The following is an 18,502-nucleotide window of genomic DNA, read 5'->3' as shown; positions in this document are numbered from 1 at the left end:
CCGGCCACCACTTTCGTGCCCTGCTGGTTAGTGCTGGATTAGTCCGGATCAGGTGTTTGAGCTGCCCGAGGAACTCCCCGACGCGGAGGACGTCGCCGAGGTCGAGGCCGAGGCGGTCAGGTCGTAGAGCGTGACATTGTCGACGGTGGTGGCGGTGAAGTTCTCCTGCACCCAGGCGGCGATCTCGCTGGATGCCTGGCTGCCACCGCTCTGCCCGCCGAATCCGCCGCCACCGATGAAGTAGTGGATGCGGCCGTCCGCGACGTACTGCTTGAACTGCTCAAGCGTCGGGGACGGGTCGCTGCCGTTGAAGCCGCCGATCGCCATCACCGGGTCGCCGGTGGCGAGCTGGTAGCCGGCCGCGTTGTTCGACCCGACGGACGCGGCCACCCAGGTGTACGACGATGCGTCCTGCTCCAGCAGCGCGAGGATCTCGTCGCTGGGATCGGTGGCTCCCAACAGGCCGCCCATACCGCCGCCGCCACCCATGCCGCCGACACCGCCACCGAGGCCGCCCGTGGTGCCGCCGCCGGGGAAGGTGCCCTGACCCTGGCCGGTGCCGTTCTGGCCACCGCCGTTCTGCCCGGTGCCGCCGGGGAACCCACCCGTGCCGCCGCCGGGGAACGTGCCGGTGCCGCCACCTGGGAAGGTGCCCTGGCCGGTGCCGTTCTGGCCCCCACCGAAGGCGGCGCCGCGGCCGCCGCCGCCCATGCCACCGAATCCGCCGCTCCCGCTCGGCCCGGCCGACGGGATCGAACCTGTGTGCGGCACCGCCGCGGTCGCCATCGAATACCCCAGCGGGCCGAGCAGCGCGGCGACCAGGGCCGCGGTCACGACCGCCAGTCGGGCGGCTCGGGGCAGCCAGCGGTAGACCACGAAGAGCAGCGCCGCGGCGAAGCCGATGATCAGCACCGCCCAGCGAATCCACGGATGCCAGTCGGGAGTGCGGTTCAGCAGGACGTAGGACCAGATCGCCGTCAGCGTCAGCGTGCCGGCGAGGGTGGCCGTGGCGAGCGGGTGCTCCCGCCGGCGCCACAGAACCGCCGCACCCATACCGACGAGCGCGCCGACGGCCGGCGCGAGCGCCACCGTGTAGTAGGCGTGGAAGATGCCCTTCATCTGGCTGAACACGATCATGGTGATCAGCAGCCAGCCGCCCCAGACCACGAACGCCGCGCGGGCCGGATCCGTCCGGGCGGCCCGCCTGGTCACCCACAGGCCCGCGACCAGCAGGACGAGCGCGGTCGGGATCAGCCAGGAGACCTGGGTGCCGATCTCCGAGCCGAACATCCGGCCCCAACCGGTGGAGCCCCACATGCCGCCACCGCCACCGCCACCGCCGCCGACGCTTCCGGTCTCGTCCCCGGTGAGCCGGCCGAGGCCGTTGTAGCCGAGGGTGAGCTCAAGAATGCTGTTGTGCTGCGATCCGCCGATGTACGGGCGCGACGACTCCGGGACGAGCTCGACGATCGCGATGAACAGGCCGGCGGGGACGACGAGGCCCAGGGTCCCGGCACCGACCTGCCAGAGCCGCCGGGTGAAGCGGGTCGGTGCGAGGGCGAGGTAGGCGATCGCCAGCACCGGGACGATCAGCAGCGCCTGCAGCATCTTCGTCAGGAAGCCGAAGCTGATGAACACCCCGGCCCACACCAGCCACCGGGTGCTGGCGGTCTCGATGGCGCGCAGGGTCGCGTACACCGAGGCGATCAGCAGGAGCACCAGCAGTGCGTCCGGGTTGTTGAAGCGGAACATCAGCGTCGCGACCGGGGTGAGCGCGAGGACCGCCCCGGCGAGCAGCGCGGCGCCCGCGGGGAACGCCCGGCGCACGGTGAGGTAGAGCAGCCCGACCGAGCCGACGCCCATCAGCGCCTCGGGGACGAGGATGCTCCAGGAGTTCACCCCGAAGATGCGGGCCGACAGCGCCATCACCCACATCGCGGCCGGCGGCTTGTCGACGGTGATGGCGTTCCCCGCGTCGGACGACGCGTAGAACATCGCCTTCCAGCTGACCGAGCCGGCCTGGGCCGAAGCCGAGTAGAAGGCGTTCGCCCAGCCCGAGGCGCCCAGATCCCACAGGTAGAGCACGGCCGTCGCCACCAGCAGCCCGAACAGCGCGGGACGCACCCAGCGCGGATCATCCGGACGCCCCCGCACCAGCCGGGCGAGCCGTCCGCCGTCCGCCGCGTCCTTACCGGAAGCCGGGCCGGGACCTGAAGCCGGGCCGGGCTGGTCGCCGGGCGTTCCGCCGCCGGCTCCGGTACTGCCCCAGCCCCAGTCCGTGTCCGGCGGCGGGGCCTGCCGCACCGGCCGGTGCAGGTCCGGCAGGGTCGCCTCGCTGGACCAGAGGAAGGTGGGCTGCTCCGGCTCCGGGCCCGGGTACAGGCCGTCGCGTCGGGCGGGCGAGGGGCTGGCACCACCCGGGGTGGAGCTGGCGGCGGGCCATGGCCCGGCCCCCACTCCCCCCGGAGGACCGGCCTGGTCGGTCGGTAGTGGCGACGTCGGTGAGCTCGGCATACGTATCAGGCTCGGCCGGGGACCTTTCCGGTCCTTGTGATCGGCCTGTGCGTCACCTGTGAGGGTGGGCGTCCCGGTGGGGAGCGTGGACGATCTCCTTCGCCCGGGCTCGGCGGCCACGCCCCGGCCCGCCGCCCGGATGGGCCGCGCTCGGACGGCCCGGCGCCGCAGTCTCCGTCCCGGCCGACATATGCCCGCCAACGGGCTCGGCAACGGGCATGGCAACGGGCCCGGCGACAGGCGCGGCAACGGGCCAGCTCGTGCGGGCGGGTTGCGGTGGGGCAGCCGGCTCGGCCGCAGGGTGGGACTCCGGTCCGGCCCCTCCGGCCCCTCCGGCCCCTCCGGCACCAGGCTCCGCGAGGTCGGGCGTCCAGTCGGCCGCGTCAGCTTCCTGCCCCGTGGTGAGCATGAGGTCGGGCCTCGGCCGGTAGCGGGGGCCGGTGGCCGTGCCCACCGGCAGGAGAACCGTGAACACGGTCTGGCCGGGCCGGCTGGCCACCTCGACCCGGCCGTGGTGGGCCTCGACCACGGCGGACACGATCGACAGCCCGAGACCGGTGCTGCCGGCGGCGCGCGAGCGCGAACTGTCACCCCGGGCGAACCGTTCGAAGACCTTGGGAAGCAGCTCGGGCGGAATCCCCGGCCCGTCGTCGATCACCTGCAGCACGGCACACCAGACGAGCGGCCCGGGCACACCCGGGGGTGTGAGGCTCCCGGGCGGCGCCGGTCGGGCCTGGGTGGTCAGCCGGGCAGTCACCCGGGTTCCCGGCGGGGTGTGGGTGCGGGCGTTCGCGAGCAGATTGGTCAGCACCTGGTGCAGACGTGCGGGGTCACCGGTCGTCGTGACCGGCTCGCTGGGCAGGTCGAGCTCGAAGCGGTGCGTGGGCGCGGCGACATGGGCGTCGCTGACGGCGTCCACCACCAGCCTGGACAGGTCCACGGTCTCCCGGACCAGCGGCCGGCCGGAGTCGAGGCGGGCCAGCAGCAGCAGATCGGAGACGAGCGCGGTCATCCGCGCGCTCTCCGACTCGACCCGGCCCATGGCGTAGATGACGTCCGGCGGAACCGTGTCCCTGGTGCGCCGGGTCAGCTCGGCGTACCCGCTGATCGCGGCGAGCGGTGTGCGCAGCTCGTGGCTGGCGTCGGCGAGGAACTGGCGCATCCGCGTCTCGCTGGCGTGCCGGGCGTCGAACGCGTCCCCGATGTGGCCCAGCATCCGGCCGAGCGCGGCACCGACCTGCCCGACCTCGGTACGCGGGTCGGTGTCGACGTCCGGCCCGAGCGTCGGAAGGTCGACGGCGCCGCGGTGCAGCGGCAGCTCGGCGACCCGCGCCGCCGTCGCCGCCACCCGGCTCAGCGGGCGCAGCGTCACCCGGACGATCGCCCCACCCGCGATCGCGGCAGCGAGCACGCCGAGCGCCGCGACGAGCGCTCCGATCGCCGCGGTCCTGGTCAGGGTCGCGCCGACCTCGTCCATCGGCAGGCCCGTGACCAGGATCCGGCTTCCGTCTCCGGAGAGGCGGGCCGTCAGTCTGTAGTCGCCGTGGTCGCCGATCGTCAGGGTGTGTGCGTTGCCGTCCAGCGGAACCTGCGCCACCGTGGCGGCGTCCGTGTCCGTCAGGGTGATCTCGGAGCCGGAGCCGCCGTCGAAGATTGCTGCGTTGATCTGCTCGATGAGCTCGGCGACGTTCGGATTCAGCGCAGTGGGTGGGTTCTCCGGGCCGATGGCGGGCCTGAAGGGCACGGAGTCCCGGAGTTCGAGGACCGCGCCAAGAGTGCCCACGGTCTGACCAGGCCTGCCCAGGAACGCGGACAGCTGCGTGGACGCCGCCGGTGTGATCGTGCCGATGCCGGCACCGGTGCCCTGGCGGAGACTGCCACTGCCACCGGATCCGGTGGTGCCTGGCAGGAAGTTCGGCCGCAGCGAGGGATCCGCCATGTTCCAGCGTTCACTTGCGTCGTGCAGCCGCTCGTCGAGCTGGTCCACGAGGACCCCGCGCAGCGCGACCAGAGTGACCAGGACGATCACTGCCGACACGACGGCCAGGAGTGCGAGCAGGAGTGCGAGCAGCCGGGTCCGCAGCGACCAGCCGGCCGGGCCGCGCCGCCGCCGCACGCCGACGGGCCCGCTCGCGTGGTGACTGGTGGTGTGGTGACTCGCGGCGTGGTGGCTGGGGATGTGGTGGCCGAAGGTTGGCACGCCGGGGATACCGGCGGGGGCTTCCGTCATTGCGGCGGCCGGCTCAGGTCGCCGGGCGGAGCACGTAGCCGGCGCCACGCATGGTGTGGATCATCGGCTGCCGGCCGGCGTCGATCTTCCGGCGCAGGTACGAGACGTACAGCTCGACGACGTTCGCCTGCCCGCCGAAGTCGTAGTTCCACACCCGGTCGAGGATCTGCGCCTTGCTCAGCACCCGGCGGGGGTTGCGCATGAAGAACCGCAGCAGCTCGAACTCGGTCGCCGTCAGCCGGACCTCCTGGCCCGCGCGGCTGACCTCCCGGCTCTCCTCGTTCATGATGAGGTCGCCGACAACCAGCACCGCGCCGTCGCTGAGCGTGGAGCGGTGCAGCCGGCGCAGCAGGCCGCGCAGCCGGGCCACGAGCTCCTCCAGGCTGAACGGTTTCGTGACGTAGTCGTCGCCACCCGCGGTCAGGCCGGCCACCCTGTCCTCGACCGCGTCGCGCGCGGTGAGGAAGAGGACGGGCACGTCCGGACTCTCCGCGCGCAGTTTGCGGAGCACCTCGAGGCCGTCCATGTCCGGCAGCATGATGTCGAGGACCACCGCGTCGGGGCGGAAATCTCGGGCGACCTTCAGCGCGCCGCGCCCGTCGGGGGCGGTCTGTACTTCCCAGCCTTCGTACCGCAGGGCCATGGACAGCAGCTCCGAGAGGGTGCTCTCATCGTCAACGACAAGGATGCGGGGGCTCGACGGCTGCATGTCGCCAGAATGCGACCGCTTCCTGTGTGATTGCTGAAGATCATCTGTGTACTGGCTGTGTTCCTTCGCTCCTCTGCGGGACGCCGAGCGGCCGGTGCGATCACACATCCGGCACCCAGCATCGTCACAGGCCACTCACAGGTTCACGGCGAACTCTGCTTCCCGACGGCGCGGCACCTGACCCGCCGGGACGAGGAGCACGGACATGAGTCATGTCGGTCCGACCGACCCGCCCGCGTCCCCGCCAGCCGGTGGGCCGCCCTCGCCGTCAGACGGGGGAGAGGCTCAGCTTCCGGCACTGTTCCAACCCGCACAGCTGCCGTTGCCCGTGACGCCACCGTTGCCCGTGACGCCACCAGGGGCAGTGACGCCACCCGCGCCCGCAGCGCCTCCGGTGATCGCGGCGCCGCTGCCGGAACCGTGGCATACCTCGGGCCAGTGGGCCTGGCCGGCCCCGAACCCCGGTTCTGCGAGCACGGGTGGTTCGAGTCTGGACGGCCCGCCGCCGGTGGTGGGGGCCGCGGCCGGTCCGGTGCCGCCCGCGTCGGCGAAATCCGCGGGGCCACATACCTGGGGCCTGGGCCGCACGCTCGTGGCCGGGGCCATCGCGATCGCTCTCGGTGTCGGCGGGGCGGCCGCCGTGAACGCCAGCAGCCTCGGGGACAGCCAGGGCGGCGGTGGCTTCGGCGGCTTCGGCGGTGGCAGGCAGTTCACCAACCAGCTCGGCAACCAGTTCGGCGGCACCGGCAGTCAGGGCGGCCAGGGCTCGACCGGGCAGGGCTCGACCGGCCAGGGTGGTCTGTCCCAGGGCCAGGGCGGCCAGTTCCAGGGCCAGCTCCCCAGCCAGGGCCTGGGGCAAGGCCTGGGACAGGGCCAGCAGCAGGGCGGGACGACCGGTCAGGGCTCGGTTCCCGGCGGTGGTTCGAGCGGTTCGAGCGATTCAAGTGGTTCGAGTCAGGCGGATTCCACCGCTGACCGTGGCGGCGGCCCCGTCCCACCTGGTCTGGCCGGTCCGCTCGCGCAGCAGGTCACGGTGGTCCCGACAGCCGAGCTGATCGAGCGGGGACGCGGTGGCACCGAGACGGGAACGGCGGTCGCGGCGGCGTGAACGGCACCGCCCGCTGTCGCAAGACGGTCACGTTCTCGGACGCCAGTCGTGTTCGCGTGGCTGTTTGTGCGCACCTGGGCGGGCCTAAAGTGGTCCAATGGCCGTTCGTGTGATTCTCGCTGAGGACAATGCCCTGCTCCGGCATGGTCTTGCGACCCTTATCGAGCGGGCGGACGGCCTGGAGCTGGTCGGCACGGCGACCGATCGCCCGTCGCTGGAGCAGGCCGTCCTCGACCATGATCCGGATGTGGTGGTCACCGACATCCGGATGCCGCCGTCCCGGTCGGACGAGGGCATCAAGGTCGCGGGGTGGCTGCGCCGCGAGCGGCCGCAGGTCGGCGTGGTCGTGCTCAGCCAGCATGCCGAGGCCACCTATGCCCTGGCGTTGCTGGAAGGCGGATCGGCTGGTCGCGCCTACCTGCTCAAGGAGCGGGTGGCCGGGGTGGACGACCTGCTGCGGGCCATCCGCGCCGTCGCGGCCGGCGAGTCGGTGATCGACCCGGCCGTGGTCGAGGGGCTCGTCGCCGCGAGCGCGCGCAGGCAGCCCAGCGAGCTGGAAAGGCTGACGCCCCGGGAGCTGGAAGTGCTCAGCCACATGGCGCAGGGCTGGAGCAACGCGGCGATCGCGGCTGCGCTCGTGCTGTCCGAGCGTGCGGTGGAGAAGCACAGCAACTCGATTTTCGCGAAGCTCGGCCTGACCGATGAGCCGGATCTGAACCGGCGGGTCAAGGCGGTTCTGCTCTTTCTGCATTCGGGGAACCACCCGGCCGGCGGGCCGACGGGGAAGGTAGCCACACCGACGTCATGACATGGCTGCACCCTTGGGCGCCGGTGCCCGCTGCGGCGAGACTACGGACATGAGCTCCTCCCCGGCGGTCTCCGTGCTGGTCGTCGACGACCAGCGCCCCTTCAGGCTGGCCGTGCGGGCGGTGCTCCGCCGCGCGGCGGGCTTCGTACTGGCCGGTGAGGCGGAGACGGGCGAGGACGCCCTGACCGCCGCCGCGCGGCTGCGCCCCGACCTGGTGCTGATGGATGTGAACCTGCCGGGCATCAACGGAGTGGTCGCCGGTTCGCGGATCCAGCAGGACGCGCCGGGCACGGTGGTCGTCCTGTGCTCGACCTACGTCCGGACGGATCTGCCGGCCGCCGTCGCGGACAGCGGGCTGGACTACCTGTGCAAGGAGGACCTGGCGCCGAGCGTGCTGCGCGACATCTGGCGCCGCCACGGTCCGGACGGCCCGCCGGACGCACCCGCCCCCGCTCCCGCTCCCGCCTAGAACGGCGCCGCGCTCGGCGGCGGCTCGTAGCCCAGCGCGCATGGACTTGGCGCAGCCGTGCTGACGGAGGGCGAACCCCGCCCGCACGGCCACCCGTCGAGGATCCCGCACCGCCGCGCAGCACCGGCGAATTCGACCTTAAGCGGGCAAAAAGGGCACGCGGTCGCCTGGCGACCCGCAAGAAAGAAGGATTTCGGTCGTTGGAACGACCAGAATCGTTCACTCTTGCGACTTGTCAAACCGGGCTACCGGGGCTACCCGGCTCTCGGGCTCCTGGAGGTCCGGCCGCGTTCGTGAAATGCGAATCTGCAGCCGTCCGAAGCTGGGGATCCAGGTCTGGCCGTGCCCGGATCACTCGCGGCGCAGCAGGGCGCCGGGGAGCAACCGCCCGGCCCGTGACGCCGGTGGCGCGGCGAGGACCAGGCCGATCAGGATCACCGCCGGCGGCAGTGCGGCGAGCAGGCTGACGGGAATCGCCGGGCTGGTCGCGACGCCGGTGGCGGTGGCGATCTCCCACCAGGCCAGACGTCCGAGCAACAGGCCGAGGGGAACACCGACGGCGACCGCCAGCGCGGTTGTCACGCAGGACGTGACCAGCGGAATCCGGGCGGTCTGGGTCGGTGTGAAACCGAGCGTGCGCAGGATCGCGAGCTCGCGCTGCGCGTGGCGGCAGGTGGTCCCGACCGCGTGGCCGGCCGCGGCGACGGCGAGCGCGGCGAGCACGGTCTGCAGCATCGCGGGCAGCCGGCCCATGCCGCCGAGGTTCGCCACCTCGCCGGGGACCCGCCCGGTGTCGATCTCGTATTCGGTTCCCAGCGCCGCGGCGAAGGTCGCGGGGTCCGTCTCCGGGATGGCCCGGACCAGCGCGCTGCGCATCGGCTGGGTCCGCTGGATGCGGGTCAGCATGTCCGGTGCCACCAGCATGCTCTCGCCGAGGCGTTCGCCGCCCAGGACCGGGCCGACCCCGATGCCGACGACCTGGAGCTGGGCATGTCCACCGGTGTTCGTGGCCACGCTGAGATGGTCCCCGATTCCGAGGCCGAAGCGGCTTGCGGTGCGTGGGCCGAGGGCGACCTGGTTCGTCCGGGTCGGCCGGGCACCTTCGAAGATCGTCCAGCCGACATCCGGGCCGACATCCGGGCCGACATCCTGGTCGGCGGCCGTGCGGGAATCCGTGCGGGCAACCGTGCCGGCGGCGGGGCGCGGTTTGGCGGGGAGTGGCTTGGGGGAGAGCGCGTAGACGGTGACGTCCTCGCCGGGGGCGACGTCCCCGCGGCCGATCGCACCCGGACCGGCGTCGCCGGGGCCGCTGGCCACCTCCGGTTCCGGTGACGGCAGCGCGTGCCCCTGGTCGTCGATCTCGATCGTCGCCGTCGAGACGTCGAGCATGCTGACCGCGGCGACCCGGGGGTCTTCGGCGAGCTGGGCGATGATCTTCGGTCGGGCGTCGGTGACCTCCAGGTCCGCGTTCCGGCCGTAGCGGTGCGGATCGTCGACCAGGCGGTTCATGCTGGTGGCGATGGTGGCGGCGGCGATCAGGGCGGTGATGCCGATCGCCGTGCCGGTGATCGGTGGGCGCCGGGCGGCGACCGGACGGTCCTGCCCCCGGGCGAGCGCGAACGAGGCACCGAGCCACAGCCAGAGCGGGCCACGCCGGCCCACCACGCCGCGGGTGGTGTGGGTCGCCGGCGAGATCGGTCGCCTGATCGACGACGAACGCCCGCCGAGCACGGCACCCACCGGCCGGCCCGAACCCGGACTCGCGCCGACGCCGACGCCGGGGCCGGGGCCGGTGCCGGCCGAGGACCGGCCCGGGAACGGCACGGACTGGCCTGGAAACAGCCCCGCTCGGCCCGGAAAGCGGGCGGCTCGGCCGGCCGGCCTCGCCCGGCTGAGCCGGGCGGGCCGGTGACCGGCCCGCACCGCGGTTGTGGCGGCGAGCAGCGCAGTCGCGATGATTCCCGCCGCGGCGGCGAGGCAGGTGAGCGCGGTGTGCCCGGCATAGCCCGGGTGCGGCTCCATACCGGCGAGTGGCCCCAGCGGTTCGAGCCGGCCTGCCAGCAGCGGCCCGGCCGTGGCGACCGTGCCGGCGACGACCGCGGCGGGCAGCGCCGCGATTGTCCGGGCACCGGCCCGCCCCAGCGTGGGCAGGCCGAGCATCGCCTCGATGTGCTGGGTCCCGGCACCGAGGGCGTGATGGCGGTAGAAGGCCTGGCCGCTGGCCGCGAGCCCGGCCACGCCGACGACGGCGGCGAAGACGATCAGCCCGGTGATGAGGACCCGCTGGGTCGCCGCGATTCGGGCGTCTCCGTCCGTCGCCGGCCGAGAGACCTGCAGGGTGGGGAACTCCCGGGCGAGCGGGTCGGTGCTCAGGCTCTGGCCGAGGCGCCGCAGCGCGGCGGTCGCGGCGCCCATGGCCTCGGGCCCGGGTTCCAGCCGCAGCATGACCACGGTCGTCACGGCGTCGAGCTTCTCGGCGAGCGCCGGCGTGACCATCACGGGCATCTGCTGCGCGTTCTCGCCGGCCGTGCGGGTCAGACCCGTGACGACCAGATTCAGGGTCGGCCCGCCCGGTGTCCCGAAGCCGGTGTCGAAACTGATGTAGTCGGACTGAGTGAGCAGGCGCAGTGTGATGGTGTCGCCGACACCGAATCCCCACCATGCGGCCGCACGTTCGTCGAGCAGCACCTCGTCGGGTGACCGTGGGTCGTAGGCGCGCCCCTCGACCACGACCGGCTTGTACAGCTCCCGCGGGCCGCCGGTGTCACCGATCAGGCCGAGATAGGAGACCGACGCCCGGTTCTCGATGCGCCCGACCGCGCCGACGGTCGTCCACGAGTCGGCGACGCCCGGGACGCCCGCCACCCGGTCCGCCAGGCCCGGATCGTGGCGGAGGTAGCTGGTGACCTGTAGATCGGGCACCGCGGAGGCGCGTTCGAGACGATCATGGGCCGTGGCCGTGCGGCGGATCAGCGTGGCCGTGCCCGTGACCATCGCGACGACCAGGCCGAGGAGCACGCCAAGCGCCGTGAGCGCGAGCCAGCGCCGGCGCAGCTCGTCGCGCGCGATCATCCGGACGGCGCCCAGAACGCCTCTCACCTCGGCACCGCGGTGCGTTCCGGTACCAGGGATCACCTCGGAACCGCTGATTCGGGGTGCCCGGCGGCATCCCCGGGTCGCACGGCATCTCCGGGTCGCACGGAACCCCCGGGTCGCACGGAACCCACGGCTCGCGCGGGGTCCGTGGGCTGGCCGGGTGCCATGGACCCGCGGAGATCCGCCGGCTGCCATGATCCGTCGCCGGGGTCGCCCCGGAAGATCGAGACCGGAACCACGCCGTGCACCTGGGTGCCCGCACCGAGCGCGGATTCCCAGCGCAGGGTCCCGCCGATGGCGCCGATCCGGTCCGCCATGTTGGTCATGCCGTGGCCGCGTTCCAGCCGTCGCGGGTCGAACCCGGCGCCGTTGTCCTGCACGGTGAAGGTCAGCGCGCCCTCCCGCTCGGCCAGGACCAGCTCCACCGAGCACTCCGCGGCGTGCTTCGCGGCGTTCTGCAGCGCCTCCAGACAACAGAAGTAGACGGCGGCCTCGATGTCGGCCGGGTACCGGCCGATCTCGTCGGCCCGCACCGTGACCCCGACCGTCGAGCGCTGGCCGGCGGCGCGGAGGGCTTCGGTCAGCCCGGAGGAACGCAGCAGCGGCGGGTAGATGCCGTGGGCGAGGTTGCGGACCTCGGCGATGGTCTCCGCCACCTGCTCGGCCATGGCCGCGAGCAGCTCGTCGGCCGCGGCGACGTCCTCGTTCCGGCGGGCGGCGTTCTCGGCGCTGTCGGCGTCGGTGCCGGTACCGGTGGCGCCGTCGGCCCCGTCCGCGCTGTCGGCGCTGTCGGCCACCAGGTCACGGACCAGCCGGAGCCCGACGGCGAGCGAGACGAGCTGCTGCTGGGCCCCGTCGTGCAGGTCCCGCTCGATCCGCCGGCGTTCGGCGTCCGCGGTCGCCACCAGGCGCGCCCGTGAGACTCGCAGCTCGTCGTTGGCATGGCGCAGGTCCGCGAGCGCGTCCCGCAGGTTCGCGTCCAGCTGCCGGTTGTGCAGGACGGTGCCGAGCCGGGTGCCGAGCTCGGCGAGCATGCGGTCCTCGGGCTCGGAGAAACGGGGCGCCTCCAGCGGCCTGCGCACCACGATCATGCCGAGCAGCGCTCCGCCGGCCCGTGCCGGGATCACCCGGAGCTGGGCGTGCTCGTGCATCCGGGCGAGCACCGGCACCCACAGGGACAACCAGCCCGGGCCGGCCACCCGGGTACGGGAGAGCGCGACGCGGTCGCTCACCGTGAGTGTGATCGTCGAGCCCACCTCGACGAGGCGGATGTCGTCGCCGAGGCCACCACCCGGACCCGATCGCGCCGCATCCGTGCCCGAAGCGCGCGGAACGCCGGGAACGCCGGGAACGACTGAGGTACCGGGAGCGACTGAAGCACCGGGCGTGCCCGGATCCGTGGCCGGATCGTTGCCTGGCAGGCCGCCGGAGCCCTCGGGAAGCACGACCGCCGCGGTGAGCCGCCCGGCGGCACCGGTCCAGATCTCGACCCGCTGCAGCGAGAGGCTGCGCCGGAGCGCCTCGCCGAGCCCGCTGAGCGTCTCGTCGAGGTCGGCTCCCCGGCTGGCGTCCTCGCCGAACCTGCGCAGGACGTCCTCCGGCTCGTACCGGGCTCCTCGGACCACGTCGAGGACCACATTCGTGGCGCGGGTCCGTGCGCGCGTGGCGGTGATCGCGGCGAGGGCGGTGGCGATCAGCACCGGCCCGGTGAAGTCGTCCCCGCCGTCGAGCGGGCGATGCCCGAGCACGGCGATCGCGGCGACCAGGCCCAGTGCCGCGATCCCGGCGAGGCAGGCGAGATCCGCGGCGATCATCAACAGCCGCTCCGACCGCCGCCGCGCCCACGGCAGGGCGCCGGCACCCACCCCCGCGACGAGCAGGACCGCGTCGACCGAGACCGGTACCGACCAGGTGGGGTCCGCGCCACCGAGCAGCCGCGGCACGGCGCACGTCGCGGTCACCGCCGCGGCGGTCAGTACCGCGGCCGCCAGCAGCTGCCGATGCGGGCCCGTCATGCGCCGGCCCCGGGCCGTTCGGACACCCGGCCGTCGCGCATGGTCACGATCCGCTCGGCGCCGGCGGCGACCTGATGATCATGGGTGACCATCAGGATGGTCTGGCCGCGCCGGTGCAGGCGGGTGAACAGGTCCAGCACCTCGGCGGCGCCGGCCGAGTCCAGCGCGCCGGTCGGTTCGTCCGCAAGCAGGACGGTCGGCTCGTTGGCCAGCGCCCGAGCGATCGCCAGGCGCTGGCGCTGGCCACCGGACAGCGTGCCGGGCAGCGAGTCGGCGCGTTCGAGCAGCCCGAGCAGATCCAGCAGGTCGTGCCCGCGGCGCACCGCCGCCCGCCGGCCGACGCCGGACAGCCGGGCCGCCAGGACCACGTTGTCCGCGACCGTCATGGTCTCCAGCAGGTGGAAGAACTGGAAGACCATGCCGATGTGGCGCCGGCGTAACCGCGCCAGATCGGCCTCGGACCGCGATGCCAGCGACATCCCGGCGACGGTCACCGAGCCGTCGTCGACATGCTCGAGGCCGGCGACGACGTTCAGCAGGGTCGACTTGCCGCTCCCGGACGGACCCATCACGGCGACGAACTCGCCGTGCGCGACGGTCAGCCCCGCGCCGCGCAGCGCGTGCACCGGTGCCGTGTCGGCGGCGAAGGTCTTGTAGACGGAACGTAACAGGACGGCGGCGTCGCCGGTTCGGGCATCGCCGCCGGTTCGGGCGTCGCCGGTTCGAGCATCGGCCGGGCCGGGCCGCGGCGGCGCCTGCGAGATCGGCGAGCTCTGTGGCGCCTGCGGTGTGGCAGGTGCGTCTGACACCGGTCCGCCCCCCTCACCCTCGCAGCGGTGCTCGGGCCTCCTGTCCTCGGACGCCCGTCAGATTGCTCATTTCACCCGATGCCGGCCCGCGGGGGAACACCCATCCTGGGTTCCGGCTCGCCGGGCGTTCCGGCTGCCGCCGGAGTACAGGCGTCACCCCGCATCATCGACGTGGCTGTGGATCAGGCCGCCCCCATGCTGCTCCCTGCCGCCTGCGGCCTGCCTTTCCTTGCCGCCTGCCTTCGGTGAGGTCCGGGTCCGGGGTCCGGGGGTGCCGTCAAGGGCCGGACTGCTCGTCCGGCGGCGGTCCGAGTGCCGTCGCCGCCGGTGCGAATTCGGCTGGTCGGTGTCCCCTCATGCCGAGAAAGCCCTTGCGTCGCAAGGGGAATGGTTCGTGTGCTGTGGGTCGGATGTGGTCTGTCGTCAGCCTGACCGGAAACTCACTCGATTTGGCGGCTTTACCTGCGCAGACTGGGTACGTGCAGTCAATGGCTCGCCACCGCCGCCCCGCCTCGCCCCGCCGGTCCGTGCGTCCCGAGGGATCTGTCCGCGCGCGTGCCGCGCGTCCCGCCGTCGCCGCCGCCACTGTGGTGGCGGCGGGCGCCGTGACGGTCGGCACAGCGTTCGCCGTTTCGTCAGGCTCCGCCCCGGCCGTTCGGGTGTCCGCCCCGCGGGCCGAGGTCCAGACCGCGGCGGCCGCCGGGCCGGGAACCGTGACCCCGTCGTCGAACGAGTCCACGGTGATCGCCGAGGCGGTCCGCGGCAGCTCGCTCACGGCAGCCGTCGCGCCCGGGAGCTATCAGGTGGTGGGCACCGTCCTGGCCCGGTCCGACCAGTCCTGGGCCTGGGTCGAGCTTGTTCCCGTGGTGGCGGATGTCGACCGTGCCGAGGGTGTGCTGCACCGCGGCGCCACGGGGTGGGAGCTGGTCCAGCTGGGGAGCTACGAGGTCGGCTGCGGCTTGGTGCCCGCCGGTGTCGCCGCGGATCTCGAGCTGGAGTGCCCCGGCGACGAGCCGGGCTACGACGCCTGACCCGCCGCTCTGACCCGCTGCCCTTTCCCGCTGTCGTGCCCTGCGGTTCCGCGTGCCCGGACGTCTGAGCGCCCGGTAGCCCGCTTTGGCGAGTCGCAAGGGTGAACGATTTTGGTTGTTCCGGTGACCGAAATCCTTCTTTCTTGCGACTCGCCAGACGATCTGGCGCCCCTTTTGGTCACGCTTGACGCGAATTGCCGGTACTGTGCGTGGCTCTGTTCTGTGCGTGGCTCTGTTCTGTGTGACTGGTACGGGCGGCGCGGCCCGCTGCCCGCGCGGCCCGTCCCAGGCCGGGCTCCGGGTCAGGCCCGCGGTGCCGGCGGAGTGTAGGTGGGGCCACCCGCCGGGCCGATACCGCCACCCGCCGGGCCGTTGCCCGCGGCGAGCAGGTCACGGATCTCGGTGAGCAGCCGCGTCTCGTCGCTGACCGCCGGCTCGTCCGCCTTCGCCTGCGGCTCACCGCGGCGCCGCATCTCGTTCGCCTTCGCGATGGGCAGCACGATCACAAAGTAGATCACCGCGGCCACGACGAGAAACGAGATCACATCGTTGAGGAACTGCCCGTAGTTGAAGACACTTCCGTTGATCTTGAAGTGCAGCTTGGAGAAGTCCGGTTCACCGCCGATCGCGGCGATCAGCGGTGTGAACATGTTGTCCACCAGCGATTTGACGACGGCGGTGAACGCCGTGCCGATGACGACCGCGACGGCCAGGTCGACGATGTTGCCGCGCATCAGGAACTGCTTGAAGCCCCGCAGCCCCGGGCCGATCAGCCGGGTGGGGGTCTCGACCACACCGCGTCCCCTGCTCGCCGCACTCTGCCATCCGGACATGCCCGCTCCTCCGCACCACTCGCTGCTGGGCCCCGATCGCAGGCTGACCTGCCCGGTTCCCCGTATGTCTGCCGTCGGCAGGTTATAGGGGCCTGATTGAGACCAAAACGCCAGCTCTCCACCCGAATCGCTGAATCAGCGGGTTGTGGTGTCCGGTGTGTATGAGATGTCCCAGAGGCGGGCGGTCTTGTCGGTGCTCGTGGTGGCCAGCACCAGGCCGAACGGGGCGAACGTGCAGGCCATGACCGTGCTGGTGTGCCCGGTCAGGGTGGCCACCGCGGTGCCGGTGGCGACGTCCCACAGCTTGGCGGTGTCGTCGGTGCTCGCCGTCGCGAGCAGCAGGCCGTCGGGGGAGAAGGCGCAGCTCTGCGCCGAACCGGGCAGCGTGAGCGTGGTCGAGCCGGTCGGGGTGTCCGTCAGGCGGGTGCCGTCGTTGCTGGTCGCGGCGAGCAGCAGGCCGTCGGGGGAGAACGAGCAGCCGTTGGCGTAGTTGGTGTGCCCGTCGAGGTGGTGCACCGTCTCGCCGTTGGTGACGTCCCACAGCAGGGTCTGGTCGGCGCCGGCCGAGACGAGCAGGCGGCCGTCGGGGGAGAACGCGCAGCTGTAGACGGAGCCGCGGTGCCCGGCGAGGGTGGCGATGCAGGTGCCGGTCGAGACGCCCCAGAGCCGGACGGTGCGGTCCGTGCTGACCGTGGCCAGCAGGCGCCCGTCGGGGGAGAACGCGCAGCCGTAGACGGGTCCCTTGTGGCCGTTGAGGGTCAGGGTCTGCTTCTCGGTCGCGAGCTCCCAGATCCGCGCGGTCTTGTCGTAGCTGGTGGTGGCGAGCAGGCGCCCGTCGGGGGAGAACGCGCAGCCGTGCAGGCCGGAGATGCGCCGGCCGTTGAGCTGGCCGGCGGCGCGGCCGGTGCCGGCGTCCCACAGCCGGGCGCCGTCCTTGCTGGTGGTGGCCAGCAGTTGGCCGTCGGGGGAGAATGCTGCGCAGGTGACGTCGCGTTCGTGGCCGCTCAGGGTCAGTCGGGACGTGACCTCTACGTGTCTCGACGGGCGGCTGGTGCGTTCGAAGCCGCGCAGGTCGGCGGGCAGCGCGGTGCCGACGGGCGTCGGAGCCGACGGCAGCGTGGTCGCGAGCCAGTCGACGTCCCGGACGGAGGCACCGGGCTCGGCGTGGGTCTCGACGAGACTGCCGGGGGATTCCGAGGCCAGGTCGAACAGGGCGCCGTCGCTGAGCCGCACCCGGGCGAGCACCGCGCCGGCGTCGAACCGCGCACCGGGCTCGACCAGCCATCGCACCATCGTGGCCCGCCCACCTGGAATGTCCCAGCGGGCCGGCTGCACCACCGGATCGGGCCGGGCCGCGACCATCCGGCGGGTCGACACCGTGGCCGCCCAGGACGCGGCACCGAGGACGACGGCCTGGTCCGGGTCGGGCGCGGCGAAGACATGCTGCGCCGGCCAGTCGGTGCCGACGCCGAGCCGCCCGGCGAGGATCTCGGTGACCACCGGCATCCGGGACGCGCCGCCGACGGGCAGCACCCCGTCGAGCTTCTCCGGCGAGACTCCGCTGGACTCCAGCAGATGCTGGCAGCAGGCCATCGTCCGGGCCAGGGTGGGGGAGGCCAGCTTGGTGAAGCGGTCCCGGTCCAGGCTGACGAGCAGGCCGGCGGGGCTGAAGACGTCCTCGACGAACGCGACGTCGGTGAGCTGGTGCTTGACCGCGCGAGCGAAGTCGAGCAGCTCGTGGCGGGTGCGGCTGGCGGCGGTCTGGAACACCTCGCCGACACCGCTCGGGTTGAGCAGCGGCTCCAGGCCGGGCCCGTAGTGGCCGAGGATCTCGTCGAACAGCAGCTGGTCGAAGTCCCGGCCGCCGCAGTCGTGCAGTGCGCTGTGCCCGAGCAGCTCGTGCCGGCCGGCCTCGCCGATCAGCAGCAGCGCGGCCTCGAACGTGCCGCCGCCGAGGTCGTACACCAGCACCAGGTCGCCGGGCCGCGGGCCGCCGGCGCCCAGCGGTGCCCAGGCGACCGCCACCGGCTCGGCGAGCAGGTCGACGTCGACGAAACCGGCTTCCTCGGCCGCGGCGATCATCGCCCGGCGCAGCGGGCCGGCCGGGTCGTAGCTGGCGGGCACGGTGATGACCGCCCGGTGCAGCGCGGTGCCGTCGAGCTGGGCCTCGGCCTCCGCGCGCAGTGCCGCCAGCACCGCGGTGACCAGCGCGGCCGGTGCGTGGCTGCGGCCGTCGAGCACGATGGCGGCGTTGCGGGTCAGCCCGCGTTTGATGCCGCCGTGGTAGGCGCCGGGCCAGATCCGCTTGCGGCGTTCCGCGAGCGTGCCGACGACGACGGAGTCACCGTCGGCGAGAACGGACGAAGGCCAGGCGACGGCACCGCTCGCCGGCTCCCGGATCGCGGTGACCTGGCCGTCGACCACCAGGGCCGCCGACGCGCTGGAGGTGCCGAAGTCGATCGCGAGGATCGGCTCTCCCACCGGCACCCTCCCGTTGACGGTCGCGGCCCGAGCCGCCCGGAGCGCCGGGCGAATGATTCACCGTTGGTCGGAGGCCCGACCGTTCGCGTGCGGCGTGATGTCCGGAGATGACCCAGGTCTTCCGGGAATCGTAGCGACGCACTTGCGCGAGTGGTTCGGCGGGCCGGGTGTGCGACCTGTTCGACTGGGTACGCGACCAAGGGAGATCACCTCGTCGCGGGACGTCGTCGCGCAGCGTCGGCGATCCTAGGGAGGTTTCAGCCATGCACATCGCGATCTCGGCGGAAACGGAACCCCGGCGCGCGGTCAGGCCGCCCGGCCCGGGGCCCGATCCCATTCCACCCGGGCCACTGCCCGACCCGGTGCCGCCGGGCCCGGGGCCTGATCCGGCACCTCCCG

At 73.0% G+C, this 18,502-nt stretch carries 12 protein-coding genes; 4 read left to right on the top strand and 8 right to left on the bottom strand.

The genetic code is table 11. From position 1 onward, the window contains the following. Nucleotides 1-48: 48 nt before the first annotated feature. Genes ACG83_RS22790 through ACG83_RS22780 form a run of 3 tightly spaced genes read right to left on the bottom strand, consistent with a single transcriptional unit; the run spans nucleotide 49 to nucleotide 5,453 of the window. Nucleotides 49-2,514 (bottom strand): glycosyltransferase family 39 protein, encoded by a 2,466-nt coding sequence (locus ACG83_RS22790; RefSeq protein WP_054568254.1) that lies wholly within the window; start codon nucleotides 2,512-2,514, stop codon nucleotides 49-51. Nucleotides 2,515-2,566: 52 nt separating this feature from the next. Continuing rightward, nucleotides 2,567-4,744 carry a HAMP domain-containing sensor histidine kinase gene (locus tag ACG83_RS22785; protein WP_054568253.1) on the bottom strand — a complete coding sequence of 726 codons (2,178 nt, stop codon included), beginning with the start codon at nucleotides 4,742-4,744 and terminating at the stop codon, nucleotides 2,567-2,569. A 13-nt stretch (nucleotides 4,745-4,757) separates the two neighbouring features. Then, the gene (locus ACG83_RS22780) at nucleotides 4,758-5,453 is read right to left on the bottom strand and encodes a response regulator transcription factor (protein WP_054568252.1); all 696 of its coding nucleotides are present in this window, start codon (nucleotides 5,451-5,453) and stop codon (nucleotides 4,758-4,760) included. Nucleotides 5,454-5,658: 205 nt separating this feature from the next. Between ACG83_RS22780 and ACG83_RS22775 the strand changes: the two genes are divergently transcribed. From ACG83_RS22775 to ACG83_RS22765, 3 genes are all read left to right on the top strand, one after another. Next, nucleotides 5,659-6,561, top strand: coding sequence for a hypothetical protein (locus ACG83_RS22775; RefSeq protein ID WP_152991493.1), 903 nt, complete (start codon nucleotides 5,659-5,661; stop codon nucleotides 6,559-6,561). A gap of 97 nt (nucleotides 6,562-6,658) precedes the next feature. Further along, entirely contained in the window at nucleotides 6,659-7,369 is a 711-nt protein-coding gene (locus ACG83_RS22770) for a response regulator transcription factor (protein ID WP_054568250.1), read from the top strand. A gap of 49 nt (nucleotides 7,370-7,418) precedes the next feature. After that, entirely contained in the window at nucleotides 7,419-7,838 is a 420-nt protein-coding gene (locus tag ACG83_RS22765; RefSeq protein WP_054568249.1) for a response regulator transcription factor, read from the top strand. Nucleotides 7,839-8,189: 351 nt separating this feature from the next. On the opposite strand, the gene ACG83_RS22760 is transcribed toward ACG83_RS22765, so the two are convergent. From ACG83_RS22760 to ACG83_RS22750, 3 genes are read right to left on the bottom strand one after another with little or no spacing between them, the layout of a single operon-like run. Further along, nucleotides 8,190-10,937, bottom strand: coding sequence for an ABC transporter permease (locus tag ACG83_RS22760; protein ID WP_235498105.1), 2,748 nt, complete (start codon nucleotides 10,935-10,937; stop codon nucleotides 8,190-8,192). A gap of 32 nt (nucleotides 10,938-10,969) precedes the next feature. Further along, nucleotides 10,970-12,949: a histidine kinase gene (locus ACG83_RS22755; protein ID WP_054568248.1), complete on the bottom strand. Its 1,980-nt coding sequence runs from the start codon at nucleotides 12,947-12,949 to the stop codon at nucleotides 10,970-10,972. Further along, nucleotides 12,946-13,758: an ABC transporter ATP-binding protein gene (locus tag ACG83_RS22750; RefSeq protein WP_083473464.1), complete on the bottom strand. Its 813-nt coding sequence runs from the start codon at nucleotides 13,756-13,758 to the stop codon at nucleotides 12,946-12,948. Before ACG83_RS22750 ends, ACG83_RS22755 begins: the two co-directional genes overlap by 4 nt. A 488-nt stretch (nucleotides 13,759-14,246) precedes the next feature. Here ACG83_RS22750 and ACG83_RS22745 point away from each other — a divergent pair, with 488 nt between their 5' ends. Further along, entirely contained in the window at nucleotides 14,247-14,789 is a 543-nt protein-coding gene (locus tag ACG83_RS22745) for a hypothetical protein (protein ID WP_235498104.1), read from the top strand. 302 nt (nucleotides 14,790-15,091) lie between these two features. Here ACG83_RS22745 and mscL read toward each other — a convergent pair whose 3' ends face one another. Next, nucleotides 15,092-15,622, bottom strand: a complete 531-nt coding sequence (mscL, locus tag ACG83_RS22740) for a large conductance mechanosensitive channel protein MscL (protein WP_083473463.1) — start codon at nucleotides 15,620-15,622, stop codon at nucleotides 15,092-15,094. Nucleotides 15,623-15,757: 135 nt separating this feature from the next. After that, complete coding sequence (locus ACG83_RS22735) at nucleotides 15,758-18,103, bottom strand: Hsp70 family protein (RefSeq protein WP_054568247.1); 2,346 nt, start codon at nucleotides 18,101-18,103, stop codon at nucleotides 15,758-15,760. Nucleotides 18,104-18,502: the final 399 nt, after the last annotated feature.

This window comes from Frankia sp. R43 (assembly GCF_001306465.1).
GTDB classification, from domain to species: Bacteria; Actinomycetota; Actinomycetes; order Frankiales; family Frankiaceae; genus Parafrankia; species Parafrankia irregularis.
Note: the sequence above shows the minus strand (reverse complement) of the source record. Positions and strands in the feature narration are given on the sequence as shown.

Bases quoted from the DNA above. Each gene is read 5' to 3' on its own strand.
- ACG83_RS22755 (WP_054568248.1), bottom strand. From the start codon at position 12,949: ATGACGGGCCCGCATCGGCAGCTGCTGGCGGCCGCGGTACTGACCGCC.
- ACG83_RS22780 (WP_054568252.1), bottom strand. From the start codon at position 5,453: ATGCAGCCGTCGAGCCCCCGCATCCTTGTCGTTGACGATGAGAGCACC.
- ACG83_RS22790 (WP_054568254.1), bottom strand. From the start codon at position 2,514: ATGCCGAGCTCACCGACGTCGCCACTACCGACCGACCAGGCCGGTCCT.
- ACG83_RS22785 (WP_054568253.1), bottom strand. From the start codon at position 4,744: ATGACGGAAGCCCCCGCCGGTATCCCCGGCGTGCCAACCTTCGGCCAC.
- ACG83_RS22775 (WP_152991493.1), top strand. From the start codon at position 5,659: ATGAGTCATGTCGGTCCGACCGACCCGCCCGCGTCCCCGCCAGCCGGT.
- mscL (WP_083473463.1), bottom strand. From the start codon at position 15,622: ATGTCCGGATGGCAGAGTGCGGCGAGCAGGGGACGCGGTGTGGTCGAG.
- ACG83_RS22770 (WP_054568250.1), top strand. From the start codon at position 6,659: ATGGCCGTTCGTGTGATTCTCGCTGAGGACAATGCCCTGCTCCGGCAT.
- ACG83_RS22745 (WP_235498104.1), top strand. From the start codon at position 14,247: ATGGCTCGCCACCGCCGCCCCGCCTCGCCCCGCCGGTCCGTGCGTCCC.
- ACG83_RS22765 (WP_054568249.1), top strand. From the start codon at position 7,419: ATGAGCTCCTCCCCGGCGGTCTCCGTGCTGGTCGTCGACGACCAGCGC.